The organism is Streptomyces sp. NPDC059255, assembly GCF_042752355.1.
Classification (GTDB): Bacteria; Actinomycetota; Actinomycetes; order Streptomycetales; family Streptomycetaceae; genus Streptomyces.
The window spans coordinates 89,565-106,890 of sequence record NZ_JBHYZP010000035.1 but is presented as its reverse complement, the minus strand read 5'-3'; the positions used below and the strand labels follow the sequence as shown (position 1 = coordinate 106,890).

At 72.1% G+C, this 17,326-nt stretch carries 15 protein-coding genes and 1 pseudogene; 4 read left to right on the top strand and 12 right to left on the bottom strand.

Annotation, left to right across the window (positions count from 1 at the left end):
• Positions 1–61: 61 nt before the first annotated feature.
• A complete protein-coding gene (locus ACFXKG_RS32050) occupies positions 62–886 on the top strand; it encodes a polysaccharide deacetylase family protein (protein WP_384846497.1) in 825 nt (274 codons plus the stop codon).
• A 161-nt stretch (positions 887–1,047) separates the two neighbouring features.
• A complete protein-coding gene (locus tag ACFXKG_RS32045) occupies positions 1,048–2,160 on the top strand; it encodes a DUF5925 domain-containing protein (RefSeq protein ID WP_384846481.1) in 1,113 nt (370 codons plus the stop codon).
• A 119-nt stretch (positions 2,161–2,279) separates the two neighbouring features.
• On the opposite strand, the gene ACFXKG_RS32040 is transcribed toward ACFXKG_RS32045, so the two are convergent.
• Complete coding sequence (locus ACFXKG_RS32040; protein ID WP_365810329.1) at positions 2,280–2,654, bottom strand: GntR family transcriptional regulator; 375 nt, start codon at positions 2,652–2,654, stop codon at positions 2,280–2,282.
• Between the two features lie 116 nt (positions 2,655–2,770).
• Between ACFXKG_RS32040 and ACFXKG_RS32035 the strand changes: the two genes are divergently transcribed.
• Positions 2,771–3,694 (top strand): GNAT family N-acetyltransferase, encoded by a 924-nt coding sequence (locus tag ACFXKG_RS32035; RefSeq protein ID WP_384846478.1) that lies wholly within the window; start codon positions 2,771–2,773, stop codon positions 3,692–3,694.
• A gap of 15 nt (positions 3,695–3,709) precedes the next feature.
• Here ACFXKG_RS32035 and ACFXKG_RS32030 read toward each other — a convergent pair.
• The 4 genes and pseudogenes from ACFXKG_RS32030 to ACFXKG_RS32015 all read right to left on the bottom strand — a co-directional run.
• Positions 3,710–4,228, bottom strand: a pseudogene (locus ACFXKG_RS32030) (NUDIX domain-containing protein); the annotation flags it as partial.
• Positions 4,229–4,324: 96 nt separating this feature from the next.
• Complete coding sequence (locus tag ACFXKG_RS32025; protein WP_384846476.1) at positions 4,325–5,821, bottom strand: tripartite tricarboxylate transporter permease; 1,497 nt, start codon at positions 5,819–5,821, stop codon at positions 4,325–4,327.
• Between the two features lie 3 nt (positions 5,822–5,824).
• The gene (locus ACFXKG_RS32020) at positions 5,825–6,400 is read right to left on the bottom strand and encodes a tripartite tricarboxylate transporter TctB family protein (RefSeq protein WP_384846474.1); all 576 of its coding nucleotides are present in this window, start codon (positions 6,398–6,400) and stop codon (positions 5,825–5,827) included.
• The gene (locus ACFXKG_RS32015) at positions 6,397–7,380 is read right to left on the bottom strand and encodes a Bug family tripartite tricarboxylate transporter substrate binding protein (RefSeq protein ID WP_384846472.1); all 984 of its coding nucleotides are present in this window, start codon (positions 7,378–7,380) and stop codon (positions 6,397–6,399) included. Before ACFXKG_RS32015 ends, ACFXKG_RS32020 begins: the two co-directional genes overlap by 4 nt.
• Positions 7,381–7,505: 125 nt before the next feature.
• Between ACFXKG_RS32015 and ACFXKG_RS32010 the strand changes: the two genes are divergently transcribed.
• Entirely contained in the window at positions 7,506–8,189 is a 684-nt protein-coding gene (locus ACFXKG_RS32010) for a response regulator (RefSeq protein WP_384846495.1), read from the top strand.
• A gap of 111 nt (positions 8,190–8,300) precedes the next feature.
• Here the strand turns inward: ACFXKG_RS32010 and ACFXKG_RS32005 are convergent, their stop codons facing one another.
• The 7 genes from ACFXKG_RS32005 to ACFXKG_RS31975 all read right to left on the bottom strand — a co-directional run bounded on the left by ACFXKG_RS32005 (position 8,301) and on the right by ACFXKG_RS31975 (position 17,270).
• Positions 8,301–9,215 (bottom strand): SDR family oxidoreductase, encoded by a 915-nt coding sequence (locus ACFXKG_RS32005; protein WP_384846470.1) that lies wholly within the window; start codon positions 9,213–9,215, stop codon positions 8,301–8,303.
• A 155-nt stretch (positions 9,216–9,370) separates the two neighbouring features.
• Positions 9,371–10,465 carry a rhamnogalacturonan acetylesterase gene (locus ACFXKG_RS32000; RefSeq protein WP_384846468.1) on the bottom strand — a complete coding sequence of 365 codons (1,095 nt, stop codon included), beginning with the start codon at positions 10,463–10,465 and terminating at the stop codon, positions 9,371–9,373.
• Positions 10,466–10,536: 71 nt separating this feature from the next.
• On the bottom strand, positions 10,537–13,293 hold the full coding sequence (locus tag ACFXKG_RS31995; protein ID WP_384846466.1) for a Tat pathway signal sequence domain protein: 2,757 nt from the start codon (positions 13,291–13,293) through the stop codon (positions 10,537–10,539).
• Between the two features lie 118 nt (positions 13,294–13,411).
• Entirely contained in the window at positions 13,412–14,035 is a 624-nt protein-coding gene (locus ACFXKG_RS31990; RefSeq protein WP_384846464.1) for a hypothetical protein, read from the bottom strand.
• A 9-nt stretch (positions 14,036–14,044) separates the two neighbouring features.
• A complete protein-coding gene (locus tag ACFXKG_RS31985) occupies positions 14,045–14,986 on the bottom strand; it encodes a carbohydrate ABC transporter permease (RefSeq protein ID WP_384846462.1) in 942 nt (313 codons plus the stop codon).
• Positions 14,983–15,981, bottom strand: coding sequence for a carbohydrate ABC transporter permease (locus tag ACFXKG_RS31980; protein WP_384846460.1), 999 nt, complete (start codon positions 15,979–15,981; stop codon positions 14,983–14,985). Before ACFXKG_RS31980 ends, ACFXKG_RS31985 begins: the two co-directional genes overlap by 4 nt.
• A complete protein-coding gene (locus ACFXKG_RS31975) occupies positions 15,981–17,270 on the bottom strand; it encodes an ABC transporter substrate-binding protein (RefSeq protein WP_384846458.1) in 1,290 nt (429 codons plus the stop codon). The genes ACFXKG_RS31980 and ACFXKG_RS31975 overlap by 1 nt, the downstream gene beginning before the upstream one ends.
• Positions 17,271–17,326: the final 56 nt, after the last annotated feature.

Genomic DNA, 17,326 nt, shown 5'->3' with positions numbered 1-17,326 from the left:
GCCTCCCGCCGCCGCCGCCGGGGCCGGCGGCGGCGGCGGCGGCGGCGGCGTACCGATCCTCATGTACCACGCCGTCGCGGAGCGGCCCGCGCCCGCCACCCGCGCGCTCTCCGTCCCGCCCGGGGCGTTCGCCGCGCAGATGGCGCTGCTCGGCGCGCGCGGCTTCACCCCGGTCACCACGGCGCGGCTCGCCGACGCCTGGCGCACCGGGCAGCCGCTGCCGGAGCGCCCGGTGCTGATCACGTTCGACGACGGTTACGAGGGGGTGCACCGGCACGCGCTCCCCGTACTCGCGGAGCACTCCTTCGCCGCGACGCTCTTCGTGTCGACGGCGTGGCTGCGCGGCGGGCCCTCCGATCGCCGGGCCGGCGGCGCCCCGGACACCATGCTCGACTGGGACCAGGTACGGGAACTGGCCGCCGCCGGCACGGAGATCGGCGGCCACAGCCACACCCATCCGCAGCTCGACCAGACCGATGACCGGCGGCTGCGCTTCGAGACCGGGCGCTGCCGGGAGATCCTCGCCGAGGAGCTGGGCGCGGAGCCCGTCTCCTTCGCCTACCCGTACGGCTACTCCAGCCGGCGGGTGCGCCACGCCGTCCGCGCGGCCGGGTTCACCCAGTCGCTGGCCGTGGGCAACGCGCTGGCGCGCCGGGGCCAGGGCCCGTACGCGCTGGAGCGGGTGACCGTACGGCGCACCACCGGGATCGAGGAGTTCGACCGGCTCGTCGAGGGCCGGGCGCTCGGCCGCGCCTTCGCCGGGGACCGGGCGCTGACCAAGGGGTACGCGCTGGTACGGCGGGCCCGCCGGGCCGCGGCCGTGGCCCGCGCGGCCGCGCCCGGCGCGCGCCGGCGGAGCGGCGGCGGGGACCGCGACGCGGCCTGACGGAGTGACGGGGGCCGGGAGACAGGGGGCGGGCCGGGAGCGCTGACGGCGGTGACGGCGGCGGCGCGGCGCGCCGGAGCCGCGGGGCGCCCGCGGCACGCTCCCCCGCCAGGGGCCAAAAGACCGTGCATCGGCGGTCCCTGTGCCGGATCATGGGCGACATGTCCCCCAACCCTCAGGACGCCCTGCCGATCCGGCTCACCGTCGACGACAGCGACTCGCCCTCGGATGTGGTCGACGCACTCTTCCTCGGCCGCTTCACGACGGGCGAGCAGCCCTATTCCCACAGCTCCACGATCGACCGGGTCAAGCCGGGCGCGGGCCTGCTGCCACCCGGCGCCACCGTGCTGCGCTCCGCCCGCGACGACGACCGGAGCGCGACCCTGGCCGAGGGCGACGGCTGGACGCTGCTGGTGTCCCGCTGGAACCGCGGCGCCGATGTGACGGTGACGGCCGTCAGCACCGAACTGGCGGAGAAGATCCACCGGCAGGCCACGGACGGCGTCCGGGACGATCCGGAGCCGCAGCCCGAGAACGTGACGATGGGGTTCTGGTACGTCTCGCCGCGGCGCGGCCCGCACCGTACGACGCGGCAGATCACCGCCGGCACGTGGGACGAGGTCAGGCCCAACTACACCGCGCCGGTGGCCGAGGCGATGGACCGGCTGATGAAGGTGACCCCGGACGACATCGCGGGCCGGCTGCTGCTGTTGCACGGGCCGCCGGGTACCGGCAAGACCTCCGCGCTGCGCACGCTGGCCCGTTCGTGGCGCGACTGGTGCCAGGTGGACTGTGTGCTGGACCCGGAACGGCTCTTCAACGACGTCGGCTATCTGATGGACATCGCGATCGGCGAGGACGACGGCTCGGCCAAGGGCCGGTGGCGGCTGCTGCTCCTGGAGGACTGCGACGAGCTGATCCGCGGCGAGGCCAAGCACACGGCGGGCCAGGCGCTGTCGCGGCTGCTCAACCTGACGGACGGTCTGCTCGGGCAGGGCAGGAACGTCCTGGTGGGGGTGACGACCAACGAGGATCTGGAGCGGCTGCATCCGGCGGTGGTCCGCCCCGGCCGCTGCCTGGCCAGGATCGAGGTCGGCTCACTGACCCGCGCGGAGGCGGTCTCCTGGCTGGGCCGGGAGGACGGCGACGCGGAGGCGGCCGCGGTGGGCCGGGAGGGCGCGACGCTGGCGGAGCTGTACGCGCTGCGCCGGGGAACGGGACCGGCGTCGGTCCCGGCACAGCACACGGGCCCGGAGGCGGGCCTGTACCTCTGAGCGGAGGGCGGGTCGGGGCCGGACTCCGGGTCGGGTCGGGGCCAGACTCCGGAGCGGGTCGGGGCCGGACTCCGGGTCGGTGTCGGGGGCCGCCGGCGGCTCCGGGGCCCGGGGCGCGGTCACTTCGCGTACACGGCCCGTACCGCTTCCTCCGCCGCGGCGAGCGCGGCGGCCCTGCCGAGCCCGAGGCGTCGCGCACGCTCCGCGTAGGCGCGGGCGGCCGAGGCGGCCTCGCGGTCGGCGGCCTCGCCGGCGGCGGCGACGAACGTACCGTTCCTGCCCCTGGTCTCGATGACCCCGTCCGTCTCCAGCGCGCGGTACGCCTTGGCGACGGTGTTGGCGGCCAGTCCCAGCTCCTCGGCGAGCCCCCGTACGGTGGGGAGTTTGTACCCGACCGGCAGCGCACCGGAGCGGGCCTTCGCGGAGATCTGGGTACGCAGTTGCTCGTACGGAGCGGTCACGGCGGCCGGGTCGATCACGATCTTCAACGTCACGGTGCGATTCTCCCCCACGGGCCCCCGGCGCCGAGTGACAGGCGCCAGAGCTGGCCGGAACGCGACGGGAAAAAGAAGAGGCGCGCCGGGGGCGGGCGCACGTAGGGTCACGCTCCATGACTGTGACTGTGCGTGATTTCCGCACCGAGGACGCTCCTGCCGTCGTCGCGCTGCGCCGTGCCTGCCTGCCGTTCGTCGTCGTGACGGAGAAGGACCTCCTGTTCGAGGTGGCGAACGCGAATCCGGCCAAGAAGTACCGCCTCCTGGTGGCCGAGGAGGCGGGTGAGGTGATCGGTACGGCGCATGTGGGCATCGCATACGACAGCGAGGATCCCGGCCAGTCCTCGGTCACCCCGCATGTCCTGCCCGGGCGGCGCGGGCGGGGCGCCGGGTCGCTGATCCTGAGGACCGCCGAGGAGCATCTGGCGGCGCACGGGGCGACGAGCGTCTACGCCTGGGCGCTGGACGAGCCGGGCAGCCTCGCCTTCGCCGCCCGCCACGGCTACCGCCCCACGCGCCCCGCCCGCTTCCAGAGCCTCGACCTGACCGGCGACGCGCTGCCGGAGCTCCCCGCGGTGCTCCCGGCGGGGGTGGTGCTCCGTACGGGCGACGCGTACGCGGCCGACCCGCGCCCGCTGTTCGAGGCGGACGCGGAGGTGTCCTCGGACGAGCCGGGCGATATCGCGACGGCCCTGGACGACTACGAGGACTGGCTGAACCACACCTGGAACCACCCGTGTCTGGACCGCGAGCTGACGACGGTGGTGGAGGTGGACGGCCAGGTGGCGGCCTTCACCTCGGCCCACACCGACGGCGCCACCCGCTACGCGACCGGCATGACGGGGACCCGCCGCGCCTTCCGGGGCCGCGGTCTGGCGAAGCTCGCCAAAACGGACTCCCTGCGCCGGGCCAGGGCGGCGGGGTACCAGGAGGCGTTCACGTCGAACGACGCGGACAACGGCCCGATGCTGGCCGTCAACCGGTGGTTCGGGTACGAGATCTGCGCGACCGAGGTACGCCATGTCCGCGAGCTGAGCTGACCCGCGGCGTCTCTCTCAGCGCGAGCCGCCGCGCGTGGCGGGCAGGACCGTGGACCGGTCGGTGCCCGGGGAGTGGGCGACCGGGTCGTCGTCCTCGTGCCAGTGCAGGACGAAGCGCTCGCCCGCGCGGTAGGCGTCGAGGCCCGCGCGGCAGTACGCGACCAGGTCGTCCGGGAGGCCGGACAGGGGGTGCCAGGCGAGGCCCGAGCACTTGTCCGGCTCCCGGTTGTACGGCTCGCCGCCCGCGCCGTACGCCGCCTCGAAGAACCAGCCGATCCGGGGCCGGCCGCCCGGACCGCGGTGCTGCATGACCAGCGCGACGCGCAGATCGCCGGGGGTCAGCGCGACGCCGATCTCCTCGGCCGCCTCCCGGATCACGGCCGTACGGACGTCCTCGCCGGATTCCACGTGCCCCGAGGGGCAGTTGAGCAGCCCGTCGCCGTATCCCGTCCCGGCTCTGCGGGCGAGCAGCACCTCGTCGCCCCGGCGCAGGACGAGATGGACGTCGACCACTTCCCGGTGGCGCCGGGGCGGCGGCCCCGCGACCGCCTCCGCCCCGTGATCGGGCCGGGGCACATCGGCGGCGGTCGCGGGGCGGAGTCGGTCGTCGCGGGGAGTCACACCGCTACGTTACGACGCGGGCCCCCGGCGCGTCGCGATCAGCTTCCGTATCCCCGGCCAGGCCAGCAGCAGCACGATCACCGCGTACACCGTCACCGAGAACGGGGTGTTGACCAGCCCGGTCACGCTGCCGTCGCTGATCTGGAGCGCGCGCCGCAACTGCTGCTCGGCGGCCGGGCCGAGGATGACGCCGATGACCGCGGGCAGCACGGGCAGCCCGTACCGTCGCATCCCGAACCCGATCAGCCCGATGATCAGGAGAATGACCAGGTCGAGCGCCTCGCCGCCGACCGCGTAGGCGCCGACCGCCGCGAAGAAGAGGATCCCCGCGTAGAGGTAGGGGCGCGGGACGCGCAGCAGCTTGGCCCAGACCGGCGCCAGCGGCAGGTTGAGGGCGAGCAGCAGCACCATGCCGACGAAGAGGGAGGCGATCAGCCCCCAGACCAGCTCGGGTTCGCGTTCGAAGAGCAGCGGGCCCGGCTGGATACCGTACTGCTGGAAGGCGGCGAGCATCACGGCGGCGACGGCCGTCGTCGGCAGTCCGAGGGTGAGCATCGAGACCAGCGTGCCGGCCGCCGAGGCGGAGGCGGCCGACTCGGGGCCCGCCACGCCTTCGATGGCGCCCTTGCCGAACTCGTCCTTGTGCCGGGAGAGCCGCTTCTCGGTGACGTAGGAGAGGAAGGTCGGAATCTCCGCGCCGCCGGCCGGGATCGCCCCGAACGGGAAGCCGATGAGCGGGCCGCGCAGCCACGGCCGCCAGGTGCGGCGGAGGTCCTTCTTCGCGAGCCAGGGGCGGCCGACCGGGATCGCCTCGCCGGTGGTGCGGCGCAGATGGGCGGCGACCCACAGGGCCTCGCCGATCGCGAAGAGGCCGACCGCGACGATCACCACGTCGATGCCGTCGGCGAGTTGGAGCGTGCCGAAGGTGAGCCGCTGCTGGCCGGTCATCTGGTCGAGTCCGACGAGACCGATGGTGAGGCCGATGAGCAGGGAGGCGAGGCCGCGGATCCGGGACGAGCCGAGGACGGAGGTCACGGCGATGAAGGCGAGCACCATGATCGCGAAGTAGTCGGGCGCGCCGATGTCGACGGCGAGCGCGGCGACGGTCGGGGCGAGGACGACCAGCAGGATCGTGCCGATCATGCCGCCGGCGAAGTGTCCGCCGGCCGCCGCCGCGAGCGCCTGGGCGCCACGGCCCGCCTTGGCCATCGGGTTGCCCTCGATCGCCGCCACGACGGCGGCGCTCTCCCCCGGGGTGTTGAGCAGGATGGAGGTGGTGGAGCCGCCGAACATGGCGCCGTAGTAGATCCCGGCGAACATGATGAACGCGCCGGTCGGGTCGAGTCCGTACGTCACGGGGAGCAGCAGCGCGACCGCCATGGCCGGGCCGATGCCGGGCAGGACGCCGATGGCGGTGCCGAGCAGCACGCCGATCGCGGCCCAGAGCAGGTTCATCGGCGTGAGCGCCGTACCGAAGCCGTCAATGAGGGAGTTGAGGGAGTCCATCGGTTACAGCACCCCCATCAGCGGGCCACCGGGGAGGGGGACACCGAGCAGGTTGTTGAAGACGAAGTAGGTGAGGAGCGAGAGTCCGGCGGCGATCAGCGGGTCCCGGTCGTGGTGCCGGCTGCCGAGCGCGTACGCCGAGCCCCAGAAGAGCAGGGCGCCCGAGATCGGGAAGCCGAGCGGGCCGATGAGGACGGCGTTGGCGAGGAAGACCCCGGCGAGCAGGAGGACGGTCCGCCAGTCGCTGGGCTCGGCGAGGTCGATGTCCTCGCCGCCCTCGGCCTCGCCCCGGCCGCCGCGCAGCACGTCGAGGGTGAGGAGTACGGCGACGACGAGCAGTCCGGTGCCGACGACGACGGGGACGGTCCTCGGGCCGACGGGGCCGCGCTGGGTGAGGTCGACGGACATGGTGAGGGCGTCGGTCAGGACGAGGACGCCGAGGGCGAGCAGCAGCAGGCCGACGCCGATCTCGGAGTGTTCGCGGAGCCAGCCGCGGGCGTCGCGGGGCCCTGCCGGGGCCGCGGTGCCGGCGGTGGCAGAGGCGCCGGAAGAGTCTGGGGTGTCGGTCGGCGGTGTCACAGTCCCAGCTCCTTGAGAACGGAGTCGACGCGCCGGTCTTCCTCCGCGAGGAAGTCACCGAACTCCTCGCCGGTGAGGAAGGCGTCGGCCCAGCCGTTCTTCTTGAGCGACTCCCGCCACTGCGGCGAGTCGTGCAGCTTCTCGATGAAGGCCAGCAGCTTGGCGCGTTCGGCGTCGGAGATGCCGGGCGGTGCGACGATGCCCCGCCAGTTGGTGAAGTCGGTGTCGAGGCCGGACTCGCGCAGGGTGGGGGCGTCCAGTCCGGGCAGCCGCTCGGGTCCGGTGACGGCGAGGAGCCGCAGTTCCCCGGACTCGATCTGGTCGAGGTACTCGCCGACGCCGGAGACCCCGAAGGCGACCTTGTTGCCGAGGATGGAGGCGAGGAGTTCGCCGCCGCCGTCGAACGGCACGTAGTTGACGGTCTTCGGCGGGATGCCGGCGGCCTTCGCCATCAGCATGGGGGCGAGGTGGTCGGGCCCGCCGGGCGAGGAACCGCCGCCGACCGGGACCTTGGCGGGGTTGGCCTTCCAGGCCGTGACCAGGTCGTCGATGGTCCGGTACGGGGAGTCCTTGGCGACGACGACGATGTCCGACTCCTCGGTGATCCGGGCGATCGGCGTGGTGTCGGCGAGGGTCTTGGGCGACTTGTTGGTGTGTACGGCGCCGACGACCCCGAGGCCCATGGACATGGCGAGCTTGCCGTTGCCGTGTTCCCCGACGAGCCGGGTCAGTCCTACGGTGCCGCCCGCGCCGGGGAGGTTGAACACCTCGATGTTGTGGGTGAGTTCGGCGTCCTCGGCGTTCTTGGCCAGGGTGCGGGCCGTGATGTCGTAGCCGCCGCCGGGGGTGTTGGGGACCATGAAGCGCAGGCCGGGTATCTGCGTACCGGTGTCGGTGCCACTGCCCGAGGAGAGCAGCGGCGGCCCCACCAGCACCAGGAGTGCCGACCCGAGCAGGGCCAGAGGGGTGCGCAATCGCACGTGTGCCGCCCTTCGGGAAGTGGTGTGAAGTGGGCCACATGTTGCCTGTGCGTTAACAAGCTGTCTCTCTTCCGGAATCAACGGACGTTGTGGTCGTTGTGGTCGCGGCTTAGCGTGTCGCCGTGATGAGAGTGCTGGTCGTGGACGACGACTTCATGGTCGCCAAGCTGCACAGCCGCTATGTGTCCGCGATGAACGGCTTCACGGTCGTCGGTGTGGCACACAGCGGCGCCGAGGCGTTGCGCGCGGCCGAACGGCTCCGGCCGGACCTGGTGCTGCTCGACATCTACCTGCCCGACATGGACGGCATCGCGGTGCTGCGCGAGCTGCGGGCGGCGGAGGAGCGGGACGGCCGGACCACCAGCGTCGACGCGCTGTTCATCACGGCGGCGCGGGACGCGGAGCTGATCCGGGCGGCGCTGCGGGCGGGCGCGCTGCACTATCTGATCAAGCCGTTCCACCGGACGGCGCTCCAGGAGCAGCTCCAGCACGTGGCATCGCTGCGGAGCCGGCTGGCCGGTCTGGGCGAGGCGCGCCAGGAGGACGTCGACCGGATCTTCGGCACCCGGCCGCCGGGCAGCCGCGGGCTCCCGAAGGGGCTCGCCCCGCACACGGCGGAGCTGGTGGAGCGCATCCTGCGGGAGAACGCCGGGGGTCTCTCCGCCACGGAGTGCGCCGCGGCGGGGACCCTCTCCCGGGTGAGCGCCCGGCGCTACCTGGAGTACTTCGCGACCACGGGCCGCGCGGAGATCTCGCTCCGGTACGGCGGAACGGGGCGCCCGGAGCGCCGCTACCGCTGGACGGGGTGAGGCGGGAAGCGCCCGGAAGCGCCCGGGGCGGCGCCCCGGCCGCTTCCGGGCCCGCGTACGCAAGGGCCTGGCTGTATTGACCCGCGGGGTTGTTGACGCGGGTCAATACACCTAGCGGTAGCCGGCCGTGTCGGCGGGCTTGCCGGCGTCCTGCACCTCGACGATGTAGCGCCAGGCGTCCGGGCGGCTGCCGTCGAGGTCGGTGAAGCCGTAGACCTGGGCCAGTCGGCCGCCCGACAGCGACTGTCCGTTCCACCGGTTCACCCGGGGGTCGGCGGCCAGGGCGGTCACGGCCCGCCCGACGTAGCGCGGGGACTCCGAGATGCCGAAGTGCGGTTCGCTCTCCAGGGCGTCGCGCCACGACTCCTCGGTCACGCCGAAGTGGTCCAGCATGATCTCCGAACGCATCCACCCGGGCGTCAGGGCCACCGCCGTACCGCCGCGCGATCCCAGCTCGTGGCCGAGCGAGAAGGCCATCCGGAGGACCGCGGACTTGGCGAGATCGTAGAAGAACGAGTTCCGGTAGGTGTCCCGGTTGTACTCGGCGGTGCCGTCCGTCATCTCGACGACGAGTCCGCCCTCGTTGCGCAGGAGGAGGGGCAGGGCGTGGTGGCTGGTGATCGCGTGGGTCTCCACCGCGAGCCGGAGCAGCCGGAGCCCCTTGTCGAGGTCGTGCTCCCATACGGGAGCCTCCCACTCGAAGAGGTTCTCGCCGCCCCAGATGTCGTTGACGAGCACGTCGAGACGGCCCTGTTCGGCGGCGATACGGTCCACCAGGGCGCGGACCTGGGCGGGGTCCAGGTGGTCGGTCGGGACGGCGATGCCGCGGCCGCCCGCCTCGGTCACCAGGTCGGCGGTGTCCTCGATGGTCTCGGGGCGGTCGTACTCCGAGCGCCGCTCCCGGGTGCTGCGGCCGGTCACGTAGACCGTGGCGCCGGCCGCGCCGAGTTCCACCGCGATGCCCCGGCCCGCTCCCCTTGTCGCTCCCGCGACGAGCGCGACCTTGCCGTCCAGCGTTGCTGACATGTGTGTCCTACTTCCCTGTCCCCGTGTCATCGTCGTGCCGACGCCCGAACGCGCCTGAACGCGCCTGAGCGATCGGCGTCAGCACGATGATGGCGCGGATACCCGACATCTTCTGTCGGGTATCCGCACGGACCAGCGGGCCGGGACGCCGCTGGTCAGCGCACCACCCGGCCCGGAATCAGCCGCTGTGCGCGCAGTTCCCCGAGGACCAGGGCGGCGAACTCCGTCGCGCCCCGGACCGAGGTGTGCGTGTTGTCGCGTTTCTCGTCGTGGAGGAAGAGCGCTTTGGACGCCTCCGGTCCCAGCTCCTCCACCCGGCGCTTGGTGAGCGCCGTGAGGTCGACGACGGGGATGTCACGGTCCCTGGCGAGCGCGCGCATCTCGGCCGGGAGGTCGACGCCCAGGCCGTTCACGTTCAGGGCCGTGCCGTTGTCGAGCGTCCCGTCGGCGTTGAACCAGCGGCGGACGATCGGCGTGACCAGGACGGGCCGGCTGCCCCTGGCCCGTACCCGGTCGGTCATCTCCGTGAGGTTGGCGCGGTAGACGTCGGCGGGGGTCTGTTTGTCGTTGTGCGCGAGCTGCACGAGGACGAGATCGCCCCGGCCCACCCGGGACTCGACGGCGGGGAAGAGCGCGGGCGTGTCCAGGAAGGACTGCGAACCCTCCCCCGAATCGGCGTAGTTGGCGACCGAGATCCCGGCGCGGAGGTACTGCGGGAGCTGCTGGCCCCACCCCGTGTACGGTTCGCCCGCCTGGTCGCAGACCGTCGAGTCACCGGCCAGGAAGAGCTGGGGCGCCCGGGGCGCGGGGGTGACCCGGAGCCCCGCCAGCAGCGGCGCCGCGCCGTCGAAGCGCAGGTCGAGGCCGGGACTGCCGGCCGGACCCGTGGGTTCCCCCTCGGGCTCGCGTACGTTCACGGTGAAGCCGCGCCGTACCGTCCGGCCGGCCGCGGTCGCCGTCTCGGCGAGCATCGTACGGCGGGTCTCGGCCGAGACGCCGGTGGAGCCCGCGGTGGCCCCGCCGAGCAGGGCCGTCACCTCGTACGTCCCCGGCGCCACGGCGAAGTGGCAGACCACCGGGGAGGTCCCCGCGCACCCGGCGGGCAGGCCCGGTGCGCGCCCGGGTGCCCCGGCCCGCGCGGGGGACGACAGGACCGTCGCCGCGGTGAGGGCGGCCAGCAGCACCGCCCCGGCGTGCCGGAGCGGCAACCCTCTCCCGGCTCGTACGCGTTCCGTGGTGTGCTCCCTCATGACTTCCCTGGCTTGTTCCCCGGTGTGTTCCCTCATGACTTCCCTGGTGTGTCGCACGGTCCTCCCCTCCCCTACTTCGGGATCCGGTCGCCCACCAGCGCCAGGTTCTGGATCGCCGCCAGCCCGAAGAGCGCCGTCTCGTTGGTGTTGATCCGCAGGTTCTCCCAGCCCGGTTCGAGCACGTCGGGGCCCTCGATGCGCTTCCGGTCCCAGACCATCGCCGAGGTGTACGCGTCGCTGTCGTAGAACTTCTGCCAGGCGCGCTCCGCCAGCTTCTCGTCGCCCGACCGGGCGGCCGCGTAGGCGTCCTGGCGTGAGTGGCCCTGGAAGAGGAGCAGGCTGCCGAAGTCGGAGCCGTACCGTTCGCGCTGCTCGGCCTTGGTCGCGTTGAAGTAGCGGCAGTAGTCCAGCCAGGCCGCCTCGAACGCGGGCAGGTCGATGAGGTCGATCAGCTCCGCGCACATCTCGACCAGGCCGAACATCGCGGAGAGATGGGAGACGCTGACCAGGGGCTTGTCGGCGACCGCGAACTTCCCGGTGTCCAGGTCGTACAGCCCCGAGCCCTGGACGAAGCCGTTGGGCTGCGCGGCGATCGTCTCCATGGTGGAGCGCAGCCGCGCCTCCGCCTTGGCCGCCTGCGGGCCCCGGCGCTCCCACTCCGTGAGCCAGCCCGCGGCGAGGCCGCTCCAGTCGGTGCCGAAGCCGATCGACAGGGCGTTGCGGTCGGGCTCGTACGGCTCGGTGCGGATCTTGCGGATGGGGTCGAGGACGAGGAAGGTCTCGTCGGAGTCGACCTGGGCGCGCATCAGGTCGCCGACCCGTTCGTCCGCCGTGAGGTAGTAGTACGGGCGGCGGTAGACGGCGGTGGAGATGCGCTGCTGCTTGGCGCTGTCCGCGTAGTGCTGCACGCCGTGGCGGGTGCCGAGTCCGGCCCACTGGCCGAGGTGGTAGACGTCGACCTCGCCGGTGTGCCGGGTGAGCGCCTCGGCGAAGCGGAAGATGTCGGAGCGGCCGGAGCGCAGATAGGCGTACCAGAGCCAGAGGTCGGGCGAGAGTTCGGAGTTGTCCCAGGCGTAGCCGCCGACGTCGTACCGCCACTGGTGCCGGTTCTCGTCGTAGCTGTGCATGAAGTCGCCGTAGTCCCAGAAGCCGTACCAGCGGCGCTGCTCGACCTGCTCCTGGTAGTAGGTGAAGAGGAAGTCGAGCTGGTCCTCGATCTTCGCCTTGGCGGGTGCCGAGCGGTCGACGGGGGCGAACAGACCGCCGAACACGCCCGCCCTGCTCAGGTCCTCGGCGCTCGCGGCGAGCTGTGGCGGGGTGCGGACGGCCTGGGACTGGGCGACGAGTTCGGCGGCGGTGGGGGTGGCCGCGTTGGCCCAGAACATCAGCTCGCTGGTGCGGGCGATGCCGTACGGGGTGCCGAACCCGGGCTCGTAGTCCTCGTACGTGATGTTGAGGCCCTCGATCTGTTCGGGGTAGGTGTCCTGGCCCATGCCGTCGTGGTAGAAGCGCAGGTCCATGGGGCGGGCCTCGGGTGACCAGAGCCAGAGGGTGACCTCGGCCTCGTCGCCCGCCGCGCCCCGGATGTCGAGCTGCGCGGGGTGTTTCTGCCAGAAGTCGCGCAGCCCGAAGGAGAGTCCGCCGCTCGCCCCGCCGACGTAGCCGAAGCCGGAGGCCCGGCCGCCGCCGCCCGCCGTGATCCAGCCGTGGCCCGGCTTGGTGCGCTTGCGCAGGGTGAAGCCGTCGGCGGAGAGCTGCGAGAGGGTGTAGTCGCCCCACGTGGGGATGTACTGGAGGCGGGTGGTGACCCGCTGGTCCCAGGTGGCGGGGTCGGCCAGTTTCTCGCCCTTGACCTGCGCGGCCCGGACGGCGGCGCCCGGGTCGCGGCGCAGTCCGGTGATGCCCTGGACGGCCTCGGTGAGGAAGCCCTTGCCCTCGCCGGCGATCCGGATGTGCCGGTCGTACGCGGCGTCGCGCATCGGTACGGAGAAGCGGACGCCGAGCCCGCGGATGAAGTCGCCCTTCGTGCGGCCCGCGGTCTGTTCGCCGTCGTAGGTGATGGTGTGGACCATGCGGAAGGAGTCCGCGCCGGCGTAGAAGTAGAGCCGGACGCTGAACGGCAGCCAACTGCGGCTGCCGCGCCGGTGTTTGCCGTCGATGCGGACCACCGCCCGGACGGGGCCGTCCTGTTCGACCTCGGCACCGGAGATCTCGCCGTCGAAACGCTCCCACTTGGCGCTGCCCGCGTCGTCCTCATCAAGTTCGCCCTGACGGAGCAGGACGAGGCGGCCGTCGGTGGCGATCCGGGTGGTGCCGCGGGTCAGGGACTCGACGAGCTGGTCGCCGTCCCTGCGGATGACGGCCCGGACGACACCGGTGTCGACGGTGATCTTCCGCCGGGTCCCGGTGACGGTGACCTTCTTCGCCGGGGCGGCGGGCGTTCCGGCGGCGAGGGTGAGGCGCTCGGCCGCGGCGACGGCACGGTCACCCTCGGTGCCGACGGCGTGGGCCGTCCATTTGAGCGAGCCGTCGGGCCAGTAGGCGGTCGGCCAGCTCTGTACGGGGACGGCCTCGCCGCCCGCGGTGGCCAGGGCGAACGCCGTGCCGGCGGGGTGGGCGCCGCGCGGCCATGGCACCCCGAAGGTGGAGCCGGCGGCCGCTCCGGGCCCCTCGTCCTCCAGCCAGCGGACCGTGACGGGGGCGTCGGCCGCGGCAGCGGGGGCGTCCGCCGCGTGGGCCCGGTCGCGGCCGAGCGCCCAGCTGAACTGGCCGGCGGCGCCGGCGACGGCGGCGGCCTTGAGCAGGGACCTGCGGGGGATCGGTGACATCGGCAATCCTTCCTCGGCAGTGACATGTGATTTACATGCGCATGACATGCAGCAGGTGGGTGGGGCGCGGGGGGGTACGGGTGTGGGTACGGGTACGGGTGTGGCGCGCGACGGCCGGTCAGGCGCTGTGCCGGCGTCGCTCCACCGCCAGCGCCGCGGCCGTGACCACACCGAGCGCGGGCGCCGCCAGCGGGGTGGCGAACCACGCCGAGGCCGGTACGAGGGCGAGGCCGCAGATCAGCAGCAGCGACCCGGCGGGGTCCCGGAGCGTCCGGCGGGCCGCCGCGCGCAGCAGGACCCGCCAGGAGGCCCCGGGCCGCCAGCACGCGGCGGCGCGCAGCCCGGCGACGCACAGGCCGAGGAAGGCGAGCACGCCGACGGTGCCCACGAAGGCACCGCCGGGCAGCCCGGCCCGTACGACGGTCAGGTCCGCCCAGAGCAGCCAGAGCGCCACCCAGCCGCCCGCCCCGACGAGCCAGCCGCGCCGGGCGGCGGAGCGCAGGTCCGCCAGGAACTCCCGCCGGGTGGCCACCTCGTGGGCCAGCACCCGGCGCAGGTGTCCGGCCCCGGCGGCGAACGCGGCGGGGAAGGTGAGCAGGGGCAGCGAGGCGAGCGCGATCCACACGCCGGTGAGCAGCGCCTCGGCGAAGACGGCGAACGCCCGCAGGAACAGCGAGTCCTGCCGGGCCACGCGCCGCCGCTCGGCCCGGTCCCGCTCGGCTGGGTTGACGGTCCGGCTCATCGGAACGGCTCAGCCCTTCAGTCCGGAGGTCGCCATGCCGTCGATCAGATAGCGCTGGAACGCGAGGAAGAAGAGCAGCACGGGCAGCAGGGCGATGAGCGACATCGCGATCATGCCGCCGTAGTTGGCGACCCCGTCCTGGTCGACGAACATCTTCAGACCGAGGGAGACGGTGTACTTCTCGGGCTCGTTGAGATAGATCAGCGGGCCCATGAAGTCGTTCCACGCGTTGATGAAGGTGAAGATCGCGCTGGTGATCAGGGCGGGCCGGCACAGCGGCAGCACGATCGACCAGTAGATCCGCGCGTGTCCGCAGCCGTCGAGCCGCGCCGCCTCGTCCAGCTCCTTCGGCAGGTTCCGCATGAACTGCATCATCAGGAAGACGAAGAAGGCGTCCGTGGCCAGATACTTGCCCAGCAGCAACGGCGTGTAGGTGTTGATGAGTTCGAGCTTCTGGAAGAGCACGTACTGCGGGATCAGCAGGACGTGGTACGGGAGCAGCAGCGTCCCGATCATGAGGGTGAAGAGCAGATTGCGCCCGGCGAACCGGATCCGGGCGAAGGCGTAGGCCGCGAGCGAGCACGAGATCAGCACTCCGGCGACCGAACCCAGTGCCAGGACGGTGGAGTTGACGAAGAACGTGGCGATCGGGATGTCCGCGATGCCGTCGGCGAGCCGGGTGTAGTTCTCAGTGATGGGCGAGACAGGGAAGAGGTCCAGGCTGCCCACGATCTGGTCGTTCGGCTTGAACGATCCCCCGATCACCCAGACCACCGGGTAGAGGACGACCGCGAGGACGGCGAGCGAGCCGAGGTGCCAGGCCAGCGAGCCGGCACCGCGGCGGCGGAAGGCTGCCCGTACCGCCTCGGCGGGGTCCGGACGACGTACCGGCGCCGGTACGGGCGGCCCGGCCGCCGGGCGCGGAGACCACCGCGTACGCTCCGTGCTCATCGGGTCGCCTCCTCGTAGTGCACCCAGCGTTTCTGGGACCGGAACAGCACAGCGGTCACCAGCCCGACCGCGAGCAGCAGCATCCAGGCCATGGCCGAGGCCATCCCCATCCGGCTGTTCTCGAAGCCCTGGACGTAGAGGTAACAGGTGTAGACGAGTGTGCCGTCGGCCGGGCCGCAGGTGCCGCCCGCGCCGCCCAGGATGTAGGCCGAGCCGAAGATCTGGAACGAATGGATGGTCTCCAGCAGGACGTTGAAGAAGAGCACCGGGGAGATCATCGGGAGCGTGATGTTCCAGAACCGGCGCAGGGGACCCGCGCCGTCGACCTCCGCCGCCTCGTACAGGGAGACCGGCACCTGCTTCAGCCCGGCGAGGAAGATCACCATGGGCGCGCCGAACTGCCAGACGGTGAGCGCCACCAGGCTGTAGACGATCAGGTCCGGGTCGCCGACCCAGCCGCCCGCGGGGAGGCCGAACAGCCGCTGCGTACGGTCGACCACGGCGTCGTCGGAGAAGATCGCCTTCCAGACGATGGCGATGGAGACGCTCGCCCCGATCAGCGACGGGGCGTAGAACGCGGCCCGGTAGAAGGCCTGTCCGCGGCGCTTCTGGCTGAGCAGCAGGGCCACCCCGAGCGCCGCCGCCAGCTTGAGCGGGGTGCCGACGACCACGTACCAGAGCGTCAGGGAGACCGAGTGGCGCCAGCGGGCGTCCCCGAACATCTCGGTGAAGTTGTCGAAGCCGATCCACCGCGGGGCGTCGAAGAGGTTGTAGTCGGTGAAGGCGAAGTAGAGCGAGGCGACCATCGGCCCCGCCGTGAGGACCAGGAAGCCCGCGATCCAGGGCGACATGAAGAGCAGGCCGGCCAGGTTCTCCCGGCGCCCCCGCCGTCCGGCGGCGGGGGGTCCGGGGCGGTCCTGGCCGGCCCGTGGGGCCGCGCCCCCGGCGCGGGGCTCCGACGCGGCGGCCGCTGCGCTCACCACCGTGGGTCCCATCAGGAGCCGAGCGCAGTCTTCGACTCGGTGAAGAACTGCTTCACCGCGCTGTCCACCGACCGCTTGTCCAGGGCGAGTTCCTCGGCTATCCGCAGGAAGGCGGACTCGGCGACGTCGGCGCCCGCCGGGTGCGGGGTGATCGGCTCCAGCACCCCGGTGTCGACGAGCTGCTGCTCGTAGGCGGCGATCTGCTTGTTGACGTCGTCGGTGGGCTTGAACGCCTCGTACTGGGCGGTGGTGGTGGGGACGCCCCGGTCGTAGCCCATGATCTTGGCGACCTCGGGGTCGTGCACCATGAAGTTGATGAACTGGGCGACTTCCTTGGGGTGTTCGGTCCGCCGGGAGCCGCTCAGCATCAGCGAGCCGAGGTACTGTCCCGTCTTCTTGCCGTCGGTCGTGGGGATCGGGGCGAGGCCGTAGCTGCTCTTGCCCTCGGCGGTGTAGCGGACGGTGAAGTTGTCCCAGGTGAACTCCCCGGCGGCGAGTTCGGCGGCGACCGCGGACTTGGGCTTGATCTGCGCGATCTTCTTCGGGTCCGTGTAGACACCCGACTTCACCCCGGCGTGCGCCTTGGTCCACCACTGGGTGAGGTCGGCCTCGGTGAAGCCGAGCCCGTCCGCGGTGAAGAACGCCTTGCCGTTCTGGCGGAGGTAGAGGTCGTAGAGGTACATGACGCCGTACATCCCGCTGTCCCCCGCCACCCCCTGGGTGTCGCGGATCGTGCGCATCGCGGCGTCGAACTCGTCCCAGGTCCACCCCGGCTTCGGGGCGATGCCGGCCTTCTCGTACACCTTCTCGTCGATGACCATCGCCATCGAGTTGCTGCCGACCGGGACCCCGAGCAGCTTGCCGTCCACCTCACCGAACGTGGCGAGGCCGGCCCGGAAGCCGTCCATGCTGAGGTTGCCCGCGCTCACCTGCTGCTTCAGGTCGAGCAGCACGTTCTTCTGATCGTACTTGCGCAGGAAGCCGACGGCGTTCTGGAACACGTCCGGCGGATTGCCCCCGGAGGCCTGCGTGTTGAACTTCTTCCAGAAGTCCAGGTAGGGCTGGAAGTCGGTCTTGATCTTGATCTTCGGGTGCTGTTCCTCGAAGAGGGCGATCGTCCGGTTGATCCGCTTCGCGCGGTCCTCGGAGCCCCACCAGGCGTACCGGAGAGTGACGTCGCCGCCGCCCGATCCACTTCCGGAACCGGAACCGCAACCCGCCGCGGTCAGGCCGAGTGCGGCCAGTGAGCCACCCGCGATCTTGAGCAGGCCGCGTCTGTCGACGCTCCCCGACGTAGGCATAGCTCGCCCCTCACTCCCAAAAATTGAATCGTTTTAGGTAAGCGCTTGCCGCTAGA